Origin of the sequence: Ensifer sp. NM-2, from assembly GCF_003024455.1 — a bacterium.
Classification (GTDB): Bacteria; Pseudomonadota; Alphaproteobacteria; order Rhizobiales; family Rhizobiaceae; genus Ensifer; species Ensifer canadensis.
The window spans coordinates 40,944-54,967 of sequence record NZ_PVZR01000007.1 but is presented as its reverse complement, the minus strand read 5'-3'; the positions used below and the strand labels follow the sequence as shown (position 1 = coordinate 54,967).

General features: G+C 62.4%; 11 protein-coding genes. 5 read left to right on the top strand and 6 right to left on the bottom strand.

All coding sequences use genetic code 11. The features are described 5' to 3' along the window. Window positions 1-108: 108 nt before the first annotated feature. Genes C6558_RS15775 through C6558_RS15765 form a run of 3 tightly spaced genes read right to left on the bottom strand, consistent with a single transcriptional unit; the run spans window position 109 to window position 2,489 of the window. Complete coding sequence (locus tag C6558_RS15775; protein ID WP_025425232.1) at window positions 109-1,293, bottom strand: MFS transporter; 1,185 nt, start codon at window positions 1,291-1,293, stop codon at window positions 109-111. Between the two features lie 30 nt (window positions 1,294-1,323). Then, window positions 1,324-1,710 (bottom strand): glyoxalase/bleomycin resistance/extradiol dioxygenase family protein, encoded by a 387-nt coding sequence (locus C6558_RS15770; RefSeq protein ID WP_025425233.1) that lies wholly within the window; start codon window positions 1,708-1,710, stop codon window positions 1,324-1,326. Beyond that, entirely contained in the window at window positions 1,707-2,489 is a 783-nt protein-coding gene (locus C6558_RS15765; RefSeq protein WP_025425234.1) for a DeoR/GlpR family DNA-binding transcription regulator, read from the bottom strand. The genes C6558_RS15770 and C6558_RS15765 overlap by 4 nt, the downstream gene beginning before the upstream one ends. Window positions 2,490-2,761: 272 nt before the next feature. Here C6558_RS15765 and C6558_RS15760 point away from each other — a divergent pair, with 272 nt between their 5' ends. The 3 genes from C6558_RS15760 (at window position 2,762) to C6558_RS15750 (ending at window position 5,186) form a co-directional block, all read left to right on the top strand. Beyond that, on the top strand, window positions 2,762-3,535 hold the full coding sequence (locus C6558_RS15760) for an amino acid ABC transporter substrate-binding protein (RefSeq protein WP_025425235.1): 774 nt from the start codon (window positions 2,762-2,764) through the stop codon (window positions 3,533-3,535). 212 nt (window positions 3,536-3,747) lie between these two features. Next, window positions 3,748-4,428: an amino acid ABC transporter permease gene (locus tag C6558_RS15755; RefSeq protein ID WP_025425236.1), complete on the top strand. Its 681-nt coding sequence runs from the start codon at window positions 3,748-3,750 to the stop codon at window positions 4,426-4,428. After that, the gene (locus tag C6558_RS15750) at window positions 4,425-5,186 is read left to right on the top strand and encodes an amino acid ABC transporter ATP-binding protein (protein ID WP_025425237.1); all 762 of its coding nucleotides are present in this window, start codon (window positions 4,425-4,427) and stop codon (window positions 5,184-5,186) included. The genes C6558_RS15755 and C6558_RS15750 overlap by 4 nt, the downstream gene beginning before the upstream one ends. A gap of 314 nt (window positions 5,187-5,500) precedes the next feature. Here C6558_RS15750 and pyc read toward each other — a convergent pair whose 3' ends face one another. Both pyc and C6558_RS15740 read right to left on the bottom strand, forming a co-directional pair. Beyond that, the gene (gene pyc, locus C6558_RS15745) at window positions 5,501-8,959 is read right to left on the bottom strand and encodes a pyruvate carboxylase (protein WP_025425238.1); all 3,459 of its coding nucleotides are present in this window, start codon (window positions 8,957-8,959) and stop codon (window positions 5,501-5,503) included. A gap of 115 nt (window positions 8,960-9,074) precedes the next feature. Continuing rightward, window positions 9,075-9,815: an autoinducer binding domain-containing protein gene (locus C6558_RS15740; protein WP_057210879.1), complete on the bottom strand. Its 741-nt coding sequence runs from the start codon at window positions 9,813-9,815 to the stop codon at window positions 9,075-9,077. A gap of 388 nt (window positions 9,816-10,203) precedes the next feature. On the opposite strand from C6558_RS15740, the gene C6558_RS15735 reads away from it, so the two are divergent. Beyond that, window positions 10,204-11,961: a glucan ABC transporter ATP-binding protein/ permease gene (locus tag C6558_RS15735; protein WP_025425240.1), complete on the top strand. Its 1,758-nt coding sequence runs from the start codon at window positions 10,204-10,206 to the stop codon at window positions 11,959-11,961. Between the two features lie 349 nt (window positions 11,962-12,310). Beyond that, window positions 12,311-12,613: a hypothetical protein gene (locus C6558_RS15730; RefSeq protein ID WP_025425241.1), complete on the top strand. Its 303-nt coding sequence runs from the start codon at window positions 12,311-12,313 to the stop codon at window positions 12,611-12,613. Window positions 12,614-12,861: 248 nt separating this feature from the next. On the opposite strand, the gene C6558_RS15725 is transcribed toward C6558_RS15730, so the two are convergent. Continuing rightward, window positions 12,862-14,019, bottom strand: coding sequence for an OpgC family protein (locus tag C6558_RS15725; protein WP_025425242.1), 1,158 nt, complete (start codon window positions 14,017-14,019; stop codon window positions 12,862-12,864). Window positions 14,020-14,024 lie beyond the last annotated feature (5 nt).

The following is a 14,024-nucleotide window of genomic DNA, read 5'->3' as shown; positions in this document are numbered from 1 at the left end:
GGTTTTCCCGTTCCGCTCCTGCTTTTCGTCCATCAGGTGGATGAGGAAAGCATCGTTGTCAACGGCGACATCATGCCCTGACGGCGATTTGATGGCAGGCGCCCGACCTCAATGGCCCTTTCCATGGTCCGCATGAACGGCATGGTGCGACAGCATCAGCACGACGATGAACAGCACCGGCACCGAGGCGAAGATGATCGCAAAGCCTGTATGTTCGGCGACGAAGCCGATCAGCGACGGTGCGAACAGCATGCCGGAATAGCCCATGAAGGTTGCGACCGAGAGGCCGATACCCGGCTGCAGGCCCGGCATGTTGCCGGCGGCCGAAAACGCGATCGGCACCATGTTGGAAATGCCGATCCCGGCAATCGCAAAACCGAGGATGGCGAGGTAGGCATTCGGCGCGAGGCCCGCCAGCACCATGCCGACAAGCGCTGTGACCGTGCAGATGCGCAGCGTCCGCTTGGCGCCGAAACGATCACGCACATGGTCTCCGGCAAAACGCATCGTCGCCATCGTCGCAGAGAAGGCGGCAAAGCCGAAGCCGGACAGTTCGACCGAAGCGCCGAGTTCGTTGCGCAGATAGAGCGCACCCCAATCGAGCACGGTTCCTTCCGGCACCATCGAAAACAGCGCCATGATGCCGATCAGCCAGGGAAGCGGCGTCATCGGCAGGCGCAGCTTTTCCTTGGTGGCGGCGGGGTGCGGCTTGTCGGCCAGGATCATCGGCCAGGCGATCGCGAGCACTGCCAGGCTGAGCAAGGTCACGACGATGACGTGCGGCAGAACGCCGAAGCGCGCCATCAGGAAGCCGCCAATGCCGGCACCGATCAGGCCGCCGAGGCTCCAATAGGCGTGGCAGGAGGACATGATGGCGCGGCGCATCGATTTTTCGACCTCGACCGCATTGGCGTTCATCGCCACGTCCATCGCGCCGACGAAGCCGCCGAGCAGGAACATGCCGACGGCAGCGGCCCAGACATTCGGCAGCAGCGTCAAAAGCAGGAGCAGCGGCGACAGCAGGATGGCGGTGACCTTGACGACCTTCTGCGAGCCGACCCGGGCGATAAAGCCGCCGGCGATCGGCATCAGCACCAGCGAGCCGACGCCGAACATCAGGATGAGCAGGCCGAGCACGCTTTCGCTGATGCCCAGCCGATCCTTGAATTCGGGGATCTTCGGTGCCCAGCTTCCGGTGACGAAGCCGTTCATCAGGAAGAGCAGCGACACGGCAAGCCGGTCGCGGGTCATGTAACCCTGCCGAACGGCGGTGGGAGCGGAACGTTGGTCCATGATTGTGCCTCTATGCCGGAAGCCGCCGGCTCAAATGGTAATTTCGATCAGATTGCCGTCGGGGTCGCGAAGCACCGCCTCGTAGAAGCCGTCGCCCGTCCACCGCGCCTGCGATACCAGAATGCCCTCAACCGAGGCCCGGGCCGCCATCGCGTCGACCGCCGCTCCGCTGCCGAGCGACAGGGCTACATGCGCGAGCCCCGTACGCTCGACGCCTTCGGGCTCGGCCGGAGCCACCCAAGGCCCCTCCATGATTTCGATTGCCGGCCCATCGCCAAAGGTCAGAAAGCGGGAGCGAAACCCCGGACGACGCCGGCTCTCATAGGCGTCTCCGACGCTCGCGCCGAAGAAACGCGACCAGAAGGACGCGACCCCCTCCAGATCCCTGGTCCAAAGAGCCACATGCGCGATGCTCATCGTTCGCTCCCTCCAGCCATGATCACGGTCGTCCCAGATGCCTCGAAGGCGGCGACGTGGTGCGCCGGCGCGTCGGCCTCCAGCACCAGCGTCGTCACCTGGTCGATGCCGACAACCGCGTGGGATGCGGCCGTGCCGAGTTTGTCGTTGGTAACGGCGACAAGCAGGGCGCGGCTGCGCGATGCGATCAGCCGCTTGAACTCGGCGTCCTCGAAAAAGATCGCCGTCAGGCCGGCATCAGCATCGGCGCCGCAGGTGCCGAGGATGCAAAGGTCGGGCCGAAGCTGTTCGATATCCCGTTGCGCCCGCGCGCCGACGGCAGCACCAACGGCGCGGTTGAGTGGGCCGCCGACGAGAATGAGGTCGATGCCCGGCTTCTCCATCAAGGCGGCGGCGATCAACGGCGTGTTGGTGACGATGGTCGCCTTCAGGTCCGGCTCGATACGCTGGGCGATAGCAAGATTGGCCGAGCCGGCGTCGAGGAATACCGTGCTACCGGGCGCTATGAAGCCGACCGAGGCGCGCGCCAGCGCGGCCTTGCGCTCCGGCGCCATCGCCACGCGCTGGCTGAGCGACAGGGCGCTTGGCGCAAGCGGCAACGCGCCACCATAGACCCGCTCGCACAGGCCGGCCGCGGCCATCTCGCGCAGATCGCGCCGGATCGTGTCTTCGGAGACCCGGAACTCGGCGGCAAGGTCGGCCGCCAGCACCCGGCCGTCGGCCTTCAGCCGTTCCTGGATGAGTGTCTTTCGTTCGCGAAGAAGGAGTTCCGTGGACATTTGGCCAATCGTGCATAAACGTGCATGAATCGATGTAAATGTGCATAGCGAATTTTGAAAGCGATTTCAACCGCGATCCGGCGACAAAATCGAAAAGGGCCAGATTTGCCGACAGGCGCGTGTTTCGGATGAAAATTCTACCGGTCCGGGGAAAAATCTTCACAAAAACGCTCAGCAATTGGAGTTTTATGCGCTCAAGCGGCGATTTTTTTATGAGATTCTCTCCTCAATCCGGACGACGGGCCGGAACACAAAAAAGATGGAAAGACAAGATGAAACTCCTCCCCACGCTTTTCGCCGCCGCCCTCCTGCAGGTTGCCGCCTTCGTCCCCGCTATGGCCGGTGAGAACCTCGACCAGATCAAGTCCGCCGGCGTGCTGAAGATCGGCACAGAGGGCACCTATGCGCCCTTCACCTATCACGACAAATCTGGCGCGCTCGTCGGCTTCGACGTCGAGATCGGCCAGGAAGTGGCCAAGAAGCTGGGCGTCAAGGCCGAGTTCCTGGAAGGCAAGTGGGACGGCCTGATCGCCGGCCTCGACGCCAACCGTTACGACGCGGTGATCAACCAGGTCGGCATCACCGAGGAGCGCAAGAAGAAGTACGACTTCTCCGAGCCCTATATCGCCTCCAAGGCCGTGCTGATCGTCAAGGGCGACGACGCCGAAATCAAGGACTTCGCCGACCTCAAGGGCAAGAAGTCCGCCCAGTCGCTGACGAGCAACTTCGGCAAGCTTGCGCAGGCTTCCGGCGCCGAGCTGGTCGGCACCGACGGCTTCGACCAATCGATCCAGCTGGTTCTGACCGGCCGCGCCGATGCGACCATCAACGACAGCCTTTCCTTCCTCGACTTCAAGAAGCAGAAGCCTGATGCCAACGTGAAGATCGCCGCCGAACAGGCCGACGCCGACTATTCCGGCATCATCATCCGCAAGGGCGAGCCGGAACTTCTCGAAGCCGTCAACAAGGCGCTTGCCGAAATCAAGGCCGACGGCACCTACGAGACGATCTCGCAGAAGTACTTCGGCGCCGACGTCTCGAAGTAACACCCGCCTGACATTAAGGCCGGCAGCTTCTCCCCCGGCCTTGCTCGCTACGGCGCCGCGCGTCGGACATGACGCGCAAAGGACGCGGTAACACTTCAAGCTCGCTGCATGCCCCCGCCTCAAACCAATTTCGATTTAAGGCATCATGCAGTATGAATCGCGATCCGTTCCGGCCTCCGGAGCGGATCGCGCTTTTTCGAAAGGCCCATCCCTTGCCCACCTGGCTTCAACTCATGCTGGATTCGCTGCCGTCCCTGCTTTGGGCCGGGCTGACGTTCACCATCCCGCTGACGCTGCTTTCGTTCATTCTCGGCCTGGCGCTTGGCCTGGCAACGGCCATCGCCCGCCTCTTCGGGCCGGCGCCCGTCGTTGCCGTCGCGCGGTTCTATGTCTGGGTCATCCGCGGCACGCCGCTGCTCGTCCAGCTCTTCGTGATCTTCTACGGCCTGCCGAGCATGGGTATCCTGCTCGACGCCTTCCCGGCCGCGCTGATCGGCTTCACGCTCAATGTCGGGGCCTATACCTCCGAGATCATTCGCGCGGTGATCTCCTCGGTGCCGCGCGGGCAATGGGAAGCGGCCTATTCCATCGGCATGAGCTGGAGCCAGGCGATGCGTCGCACGATCCTGCCGCAGGCAGCCCGCGTCGCCGTGCCGCCGCTGTCGAACACCTTCATCTCGCTGGTGAAGGATACCTCGCTTGCCGCCGCGATCACGGTTCCAGAGCTTTTCCAGACCGCCCAGCGCATCGTCGCCACCACCTACGAGCCGCTGATCCTCTATATTGAGGCAGCGCTGATCTATCTCGCCATGAGTTCGGTACTGTCAGCCCTGCAAGTGCGGCTGGAGCGCCGGTTCGCCCGCTATGGCGGCTTCCTGGAGGCCCGGACATGATCGAGCTTTCCCACATCGAAAAACGCTTCGGCGACAATCTCGTGCTGAAGGACATCTCCGTGACGCTGGCCGAAGGCACGGTTACGGCGCTGGTCGGCCCTTCCGGCGGCGGCAAGAGCACGCTCCTGCGCTGCATCAATCTCCTGGAGATCCCGACATCGGGCTCGATTCGACTTGGCGACGAGGCGCTGGACTTTCAGCCCGGGCGCAAGACCGGCTGGCAGGCGATCCAGCGCCTGCGCCGCCAGACCGGGATGGTGTTCCAGAATTTTCAGCTTTTCCCGCACCAGACCGCACTCGGCAACGTCATGGAAGGCCTTGTCACCGTGTTGAAATGGCCCGCCGACAAGGCGCGCGCCCGCGCCATGGAGCTGCTTGAAAAGGTCGGCATGGCCCATAAGGCCGATGCCTGGCCGGCCACGCTTTCCGGCGGCCAGCAGCAACGCGTGGCGATCGCCCGCGCATTGGCGCCGTCGCCACGCGTTCTTCTCTGTGACGAGCCGACCTCGGCGCTCGATCCGGAGCTGGCAGAAGAAGTCGTCGAAGTGCTGAGCCGGCTTGCCCGCGAAGGCACGACCATGGTGATGGCGACGCATGACCTGAGGTTAGCCTCGCGCGTCGCCGACAAGGTGGTCTTCCTCGACGGTGGCGTCATCGTCGAAAGCGGCGCGCCGAAGACGATCTTCTCGACGCCCGAGCGCGAACGCACCAAGAAGTTCATCGCCTCGCTGAGTGCGCCGCACAGCTACGACATCTGAGCGACGTTTGGGGGCCGATCGCCCGGGTGACTGATAGCGGGCCAGGGTCGGTGGAGGGCGAACTATCTCTCATTCGCCATTCTCCACCCTCTCCTCCGTCATCCTCGGGCTTGACCCGAGGATGACGGAGGAGAGGGTGGAGCTCACCGGCAAGAACTGCGTACCAAGGCGTCTTGAGGCGCGGCGGAGGGCCGTGCTTGCGGCTGGATCCTCGGGTCAAGCCCGAGGATGACGACAGGGATGGCGGCCTATCCCCTCTCACGAAAACGGCCGGACTCACGCCCGGCCGTTTCTATTTATTCTTGCCCGAAACCTCAGGCGCCGAAAACGATCAGCAGGTCCTTGGCATCGATCTGGTCGCCGGCGCGCACCAGAACTTCGGCAATCGTGCCGTCCTTCTCCGCATGCAAGGCCGTTTCCATCTTCATCGCTTCGATCGACAGCAGCACGTCGCCCGCCTTGACCGCCTGGCCCGCGTGCACCGCGACCGTCGAGATCACGCCCGGCATCGGCGCGCCGAGCTGCGTAGCGTTGCCGGCCTCCGCCTTGCGGCGGATGGCGCTGGAAGCACCGCGGTTGCGATCGGGAACCTTGATCGGGCGCGGCTGGCCGTTGAGTTCGAAGAACACCTTGACCATGCCCTTCTCGTCTATCTCGCCCTGGGTCTGGTTGAGAATGACCAGCGTCTTGCCTTTTTCAAGGTCGGCGAACAGCTCCTCGCCCGGCGCCATGCCGTAGAAATAGGCCGGCGTCGGCAGCACGCTGACGGGACCATAAGTCTCCGCCGCCAGCGCATAGTCGGTGAAGACCTTGGGATACATCAGATAGGACGCGAACTCGTAGTCGTTGACCTCGCGTTCCAGCTTCTCTTCGATCGTCTTGCGCTCGGCATCGAGATCGGCAGCTTCGAGCAGCGAGCCCGGGCGAACCACATAGGCCTTTTCGCCCTTCAGCGCCTTCTTCTGCAGGCCTTCCGGCCAGCCGCCCGGAGGCTGGCCGAGGTCGCCCTTCAGCATCGACACAACCGATTCCGGGAAGGCGATGTCCTTGGCCGGGTTCTCGACGTCGGCAACGGTCAGGTCCTGGCTGACCATCATCAGCGCCATGTCGCCGACGACCTTCGAGGACGGCGTCACCTTGACGATGTCGCCGAACATCTGGTTGGCGTCGGCATAGGCCTGCGCCACTTCGTGCCAGCGGGTTTCCAGACCGAGCGAGCGGGCCTGCTCCTTGAGGTTGGTGAACTGGCCGCCCGGCATTTCGTGCAGATAGACTTCCGATGCCGGTCCCTTGAGATCGCTTTCGAAGGCGGCGTACTGATGGCGCACCGCTTCCCAGTAGAACGAGATGCGGCGGATCCATTCCGGATCAAGGCCCGGGTCCCGTTCGGAGCCGCGCAAGGCTTCGACGATCGAGCCGAGGCAGGGCTGCGAGGTGTTGCCGGAGAGCGAATCCATCGCCGCATCGACGACATCGACGCCGGCATCGACGGCAGCCAGAACGGTCGCGGCGGCAATGCCCGACGTGTCGTGGGTGTGGAAGTGGATCGGCAGATCGGTCGCCTCACGCAGCGCCTTGAACAGCACGCGGGCTGCAGCCGGCTTCAACAGGCCAGCCATATCCTTGACCGCGATGATATGTGCACCGGCCTTTTCCAGTTCGGCGGCAAGCGCGGTGTAGTACTTGAGATCGTATTTCGGCCGGGCGGCATTGAGAATATCGCCGGTATAGCAGATCGCCGCTTCGCAGATCTTGTTCTCTTCGGCGATCGCCTCCATCGAGACGCGCATGTTGTCGACCCAGTTGAGGCAGTCGAACACGCGGAAGACGTCGATGCCGCCCCTTGCCGCCTGGCGGACGAAGTATTTGACGACGTTGTCAGGATAATTCTTGTAGCCGACGCCGTTGGCGCCGCGCAGAAGCATCTGCAGCAAGAGGTTCGGCGCATCCTCGCGGATGCGCGCCAGCCGGTCCCATGGATCTTCGGTGAGGAAGCGCATCGAGACGTCGAAGGTCGCCCCACCCCAGCATTCGAGCGAAAACAGATTCGGCAGAGCCCGCGCATAGGTGCCGGCGACACGGGCGATGTCGTAGGTGCGCATGCGAGTGGCGAGCAGCGACTGATGGCCGTCGCGCATGGTCGTGTCGGTGACGAGCACCTGCGGCTGCGCCCTGACCCATTCGGCAAATTTCTTCGGGCCGAGTTGGTCGAGCATCTGCTTGGTGCCCGGCTTGATCTCGCCGCCGATGAACGGCACGACGGGGGCGGCGATCTCATCCGACGGACGCGGACGGCCCTTGGCTTCCGGATGGCCGTTGACGGTAACGTCGGCGAGATAGGTCAGGAGCTTGGTCGCGCGGTCCTGGCGGCGCACCTGCTGGAAAAGCTCCGGCGTCGTGTCGATGAAGCGCGTGGTGTAGGTGTTGTCGTGGAATTTCGAGTGGCTAATGATCGCTTCGAGGAAGGTCAGGTTCGTGGCCACTCCGCGGATGCGGAATTCGCGCAGCGCGCGGATCATGCGCTGGATCGCCTCGTCGGGGTTCGGCGCCCAGGCCGTCACCTTTTCCAGCAGCGGATCGTAGTAGCGGGTGATGACCGCGCCCGAATAGGCGGTGCCGCCATCGAGCCGGATGCCGAAGCCGGTTGCGCCGCGATAGGCAGTGATGCGGCCATAGTCCGGAATGAAGTTCTGCTCGGGATCTTCCGTGGTGATGCGGCACTGCAGCGCGTGGCCGTTGAGGCGGATATTTTCCTGCGACGGCACGCCGGATTCCGGCGTGCCGATGGCATAACCGTCGAGGATGTGGATCTGCGCCTTGACGATATCGATGCCGGTGACCACCTCGGTCACCGTGTGCTCGACCTGGATGCGCGGATTGACTTCGATGAAGTAGAATTTGCCGCTGTCGGCATCCATCAGATACTCGACAGTACCGGCGCCGATGTAGTTAGTCGCCTCGGCAATGCGCTTGGAATAGGCGGCAAGCTCTTCGCGCTGGCTGGCGTTGAGGTAAGGCGCCGGCGCGCGCTCGACGACCTTCTGGTTGCGCCGCTGGATGGAGCAGTCGCGCTCGAACAGATGCACGACGTTGCCGTGGGTATCGCCGAGAACCTGGCTTTCGACGTGGCGGGCACGCTCGACCAGCTTTTCGAGGTAGACCTCGTCCTTGCCGAAGGCGGCCTTGGCCTCGCGCTTGGCTTCCGTCACCTCGCGGGCGAGATCCTTCGGGTCGCGGATCGCGCGCATGCCGCGCCCGCCGCCGCCCCAGGAAGCCTTCAGCATCACCGGATAGCCGATCGCCTCGGCCATCTTCGCCACTTCAGCCATGTCTTCGGGAAGCGGTTCCGTCGCCGGCACGACCGGTACACCGATCGAGATCGCCAGGTTGCGGGCGGCAACCTTGTTGCCGAGCTGGCGCATGGTTTCCGGCTTCGGGCCGATGAAGGTGATGCCGGCCTCGGCGCAGGCCTCGGCGAATTCGGGGCTTTCCGACAACAGGCCGTAGCCCGGATGAATGGCATCGGCGCCGGAAAGCTTGGCGACGCGGATCACTTCCTCGATCGACAGGTAACTCTCGATCGGCCCGAGGTCCCGCGACAGATGCGGGCCGCGGCCGACCTGATAACTTTCGTCCGCCTTGAAGCGGTGCAGCGCCAGTTTGTCCTCTTCAGCCCATATCGCGACCGTTTTCAGACCTAGTTCATTGGCCGCGCGAAACACGCGGATTGCAATTTCGGAACGGTTGGCAACAAGGATCTTCGAAATGGGCAAGTCGGACTCCTCAAGACTTGAAACGCGGGAAATGCTGCACCCGCGAAGTAAAGTATTAGCGGGTCGCGGAATGAAGCGCAATTTCAGAGTCGAGCGGAAATCCGAGAGAAATGGATCAGGAAATGAGCCCCAGCCGGAAGGCGATCGCCACGACGTGGTGACGGTTCTTGCCCTTCAGTTTCTCCTGGATGCCGTTCATGTACCAATCGACTGTGTGACTGGAAATATCGAGCACCTTGCTGATATCGTTCGAGGTCATGCCGTCGGCGAGATAGTTGAGCGCTTCCATTTCGCGCCGCGTCATCTGCACTTCGACACGCGATGCGAGTTCGGCTGAAATCTCCGGATCGGTCAGTTCCAGCAGTTTCCAGAACAGACGCTTGGCAATCTGGTCGAACAGGCTGATTTCAATAGGGCTCAAATCGACGACGCGGCCGCCGACCGTGAGATTGCCCAACAGGCCGCGGCGGCCGTGCACCGGAAAGATGTAACCGTCATAGAGGCCGTGGTTGCGGGCCTCGATCATCATGCTTTCCATGCGCTTGCGATGCGGGTCGGAACGGAAGGCAAACAGTGTGTCGCGCCAGCGGAAGCCGCGCTGGGCGTGACCGAGGTAGCGGATGGTCGGATCGATCACGACAAACTTCTTGCGGATGTAGATCTGCGGCCAGCCTTCCGGCCAGCGACCGGCGAGCAGCAGCCTCAACGGGTTTTCGTGAGGCTTCGGCTGCCTGACGACCCCGTAGAAGTCGAAGCCGCAGCGGTCGAGCAACCGTTCGAACTCCGGTACGATTTCTTCGCGCGTCTTCATCTCTTCGATCAGCGCAAGAAATTGCACAAGCAGCGTGATATTCATGGATCACCTTCCAGGTAGAACACGTGTGCGAGGGCCGGAAACCGGACATGAATGAACCGTTCAGGGGCCATTCATGTTGCACCCGCGATAATTCGACATACCACGCCCGGTCTTGTGCGAAAATCGCGAGAAATCGGAATTGGACGGAAAAGATAGCAGACTATGAATACTCTCGCCAAGCCCAACGACGGGCGAACGGAGTTTCGCTATCAAAACCGCCTCAAGCTCCTGTTTTTCCTAAAATATCGCAAATGACCGTCCCAGAGCGGCCTTGGCGGCCGGCAAATCGCGGCCTCGTGCCCGACGGCCGGAGGTGTTGAGGCGTGACGCATTTGCCGCACGAATGTTTGGTGCGGCGCAAAATCCGGTACCCGGAAGGGGTGAGACAGTGTCATTGTTCCAAGTGTATGCAAGAGCGCTTCAGTATCTTGCGGTTCACAAGTTCCGTGTCTCGGCGATCGTGCTCGCCAACGTCGTGCTCGCCGTCATCACGATTGCGGAGCCGATCCTGTTTGGTCGCATCATCGACGCCATTTCCTCCAAAGGCGCAGTAACGCCGATGCTGCTGATGTGGGCAGGCCTGGGTGTGTTCAACACCGTCGCCTTCGTCCTCGTCGCCCGCGAAGCGGATCGGCTGGCCCATGGCCGTCGCGCCACGCTGCTGACGGAAGCCTTCGGCCGCATCGTCTCGATGCCGCTCTCCTGGCACAGCCAGCGCGGTACGTCGAACGCGCTGCATACGCTGCTTCGCGCCTGTGAAACGCTGTTCGGTCTCTGGCTCGAATTCATGCGCCAGCATCTGGCAACGGCGGTAGCGCTCGTCCTGCTCATCCCGACCGCGTTTGCGATGGATGTACGCCTGTCGCTGGTGCTCGTCGTCCTCGGTGTCTCCTATGTGCTGGTCAGCAAGGCTGTCATGAACCGCACCAAGGAAGGCCAGGCCTCGGTCGAGAACCACTATCACACGGTTTTCTCCCACGTTTCCGACGCCATCAGCAACGTTTCGGTCGTTCACAGCTACAACCGCATCGAAGCCGAAACGCGCGAACTCAAGAAGTTCACCGAACGCCTGATCTCCGCCCAGTTCCCCGTGCTTGACTGGTGGGCGCTGGCAAGCGCGCTCAACCGCGTCGCTTCGACCATCTCGATGATGACGATCCTCGTCATCGGCACCGTGCTCGTCCAGCGCGGCGAACTCGGCGTCGGCGAAGTCATCGCCTTCATCGGCTTTGCCAACCTGCTGATCGGCCGTCTCGACCAGATGAAGGCTTTCGTTACGCAGATCTTCGAAGCCCGCGCCAAGCTTGAAGACTTCTTCCAGCTCGAAGATTCGGTGCGCGAACGCGAAGAGCCGGCCGGTGCGATGGACCTGGGCGCGGTCAAGGGCGAAGTGGAATTCCGCGACGTGTCCTTCGACTTCGCCAACACCACGCAGGGCGTGCGCAACGTGTCCTTCACGGCCAAGGCCGGCCAGACGATCGCGATCGTCGGCCCGACCGGCGCCGGTAAGACCACGCTCGTCAACCTGCTGCAGCGCGTTCACGAACCGCGTGACGGCCAGATCCTGATCGACGGCGTCCATATCGCCAAGGTCACGCGCAAGTCGCTGCGCCGCTCGATCGCCACCGTCTTCCAGGACGCCGGCCTGATGAACCGCTCGATCTGCGAAAACATCCGGCTTGGCCGCGACGACGCGTCGCTCGACGAAGTGATGGCTGCCGCCGAAGCGGCTGCCGCCAGCGACTTCATCGAAAGCCGCAACAATGGCTACGACACCGTCGTCGGCGAACGCGGCAACCGCCTGTCTGGCGGCGAGCGCCAGCGCGTTGCGATTGCCCGCGCCATCCTCAAGAACGCACCGATCCTGGTGCTCGACGAGGCGACCAGCGCGCTCGACGTCGAGACCGAGGCTCGGGTGAAGGATGCGATCGATGCGCTTCGCAAGGACCGCACCACCTTCATCATCGCCCACCGCCTGTCGACGGTGCGCGAGGCCGATCTGGTGATCTTCATGGATCAAGGTCGGATCGTCGAGATGGGCGGCTTCAACGAGCTCAGCCAGAGCAACGGCCGCTTCGCCGCCCTGCTTCGCGCCAGCGGCATCCTGACGGACGAAGACGTCCGCATGAGCCACACGGCGGCCTGAGCCGACGCCTTATAGATCACGCAATGCAAAAGGCCCCGGACCCTCCGGGGCTTTTTTCGTTCATGCCGCTCGCATTGACTTGGCTCTTGCAATCCCGTTCAAGTACTGCGCCGTCGTTTGCTGGACGGCACTGCATGCAGCCGCCATTGGCGTCATGGGTTCTCGGTCAGAACGGCCAGCGAATTCGGCGTTAGCGAAGGCCAGCGAACATCCTTCGGAAGGTAGGTCACGATTGACCGTTTTATTCGATGGTCGGGTCATGGCTGATTATCATCAGTTCTAGCTCGCAGACGCTTCCAACAACCTACATCTCCCATCGAACTGGACAGACGAAGACTTCAAGATCCGAATGCTTGCAGGCAACGATGCGCTGGTCGTCGTGACTGCTCGGAACAGGGATGTTGCGGTTATCGTGGAACTGCACGAACAGATGCCGAAGATCGACATCGAAAATGCGGATCATGTCGTCATCGGACGGCTCCACACGTCAGGCCAAATCGTCATAGCCGGGCTAACTGACTATCTTCAAGAGGTTCATGTTCGCGTTCCTGCGGGGCATCTGGACGCCATGGTCGTGTCGACCGGACTTCGCACCCTGAGTGACGTCGGCCTACGCCGGGCGTCTTTATTAGACGCGCAAAGGTCGCTGTAGCCCTTTGAATGGCTGCAGTTTTTGTCCTTCAATCGAATAAGATTAAAGGAAACATGCAGTAGATGGCGATGATCGGTACCGCGTGTATCTCTGGGCCCTGCGAAGCAGGCGGAATTACTGTCCTGCGCGCCAATGGCAAGACGATCGAACTCGAGGGTAGGGGCCCCCAAGTTCCGCGGCCGGCTGCCTACACATTTGAACCGGCGGCCGAGCCTTGATGCAAACCCTTGGTCGTCCTTATCGTTTCATCATGTCGCTCGCATCGGTTTCGCGCTGACGACGCCCCGCAACCATTCCAGATAGTAGCCGTAAACGAAGTGCAGGCCGATGCCGACGATCACGAAGAGCGTGCCGGCGATCGGGTTCCGGCCGGTCACGAACAACAGCACCTGACCGACCATCGCCAGGATAGTGCCGAAAATGAAGATCGGCAGGGAATGGCGGCCGACCATCGCCAGCGGGTGGTCGGCATCGAGCCGGGCGAGGCGATTGACGGCGGGAATGACGGCGACGAGATAGGCGATCGCGAGAACATGGCTTAGCCGCGTCAGTGACAGGAAGGTCTTGTCGAAACCGGTCAGCACCGCCGGAAGACCGAAGGACAGGTCGATGTTCCACCAGGAGAAGAGAACCCACAGCGCCGAAACGACGAGATAGATCGCGGCGATCGCGATCAGCAGCGGCCTGCGCGGCAGGACTGCGCCCTGGCGGATCGCGGTCATCGAGACGATGCCGATGACGAAGAGGAACTGCCAGGACCACGGATTGAGAAACCAGTAGCCCTCGTCGAGGAAGTTGGAGGGCACCAGCTTGAACACCCCGGCCACAAGCCAGAGCAGCGCGGAAAACACGAGGAGCAGCCGGCTGCTGATGCCGTTCAGCCAGAGGATGCCGGGCAGCATCAGGAACAGCACCGCATACATCGACAGGATGTTGTTATAGCCGAGTTGGTGCCCGAGCAGGACCATCGCGACGATGCCTTGCTCGGTCTGCTCGACGAAGGGTCGGATGTTTATCTCGCTGATCAGGTCCTGCCGGCCGAAATAGAGGGCGCCGCCGGCAAAGATCGCCAGTGTGACGATACTGGTCATGATATGGGCGACGTAGAGCGCCAGCGCCCGCCGCCAGATCTTGAGCGTCAGCGCCAGGCATGCGCCGGACACGAACTTGCCGCCATAGGCAAGCCCGACGGAGAGGCCAGAGATGAGCACGAAGGCCTCGGCCGAATCCGAGAAGCCGAAGTTCTTGTGGGTCAGATATTCGAGATATTGCCCGGGCACGTGGTTGACGAAGATCGTCAGAAGGCAGAGCGCCCTCAACACGTCGAGGCGCGTGTCGCGCTCCTTGGGAACCATGCGGGCGGATATCGTCGGGTTCGAGCCGCCCCCAAATGTGTTTTGCAGCATGCGGT

Excerpts from the sequence above, each read along its gene's own strand:
- C6558_RS15770 (WP_025425233.1), bottom strand. The coding sequence starts at position 1,710 with ATGAGCATCGCGCATGTGGCTCTTTGGACCAGGGATCTGGAGGGGGTC.
- C6558_RS15725 (WP_025425242.1), bottom strand. The coding sequence starts at position 14,019 with ATGCTGCAAAACACATTTGGGGGCGGCTCGAACCCGACGATATCCGCC.
- C6558_RS15775 (WP_025425232.1), bottom strand. The coding sequence starts at position 1,293 with ATGGACCAACGTTCCGCTCCCACCGCCGTTCGGCAGGGTTACATGACC.
- C6558_RS15730 (WP_025425241.1), top strand. The coding sequence starts at position 12,311 with ATGCTTGCAGGCAACGATGCGCTGGTCGTCGTGACTGCTCGGAACAGG.
- C6558_RS15750 (WP_025425237.1), top strand. The coding sequence starts at position 4,425 with ATGATCGAGCTTTCCCACATCGAAAAACGCTTCGGCGACAATCTCGTG.
- C6558_RS15765 (WP_025425234.1), bottom strand. The coding sequence starts at position 2,489 with ATGTCCACGGAACTCCTTCTTCGCGAACGAAAGACACTCATCCAGGAA.
- C6558_RS15760 (WP_025425235.1), top strand. The coding sequence starts at position 2,762 with ATGAAACTCCTCCCCACGCTTTTCGCCGCCGCCCTCCTGCAGGTTGCC.
- C6558_RS15740 (WP_057210879.1), bottom strand. The coding sequence starts at position 9,815 with ATGAATATCACGCTGCTTGTGCAATTTCTTGCGCTGATCGAAGAGATG.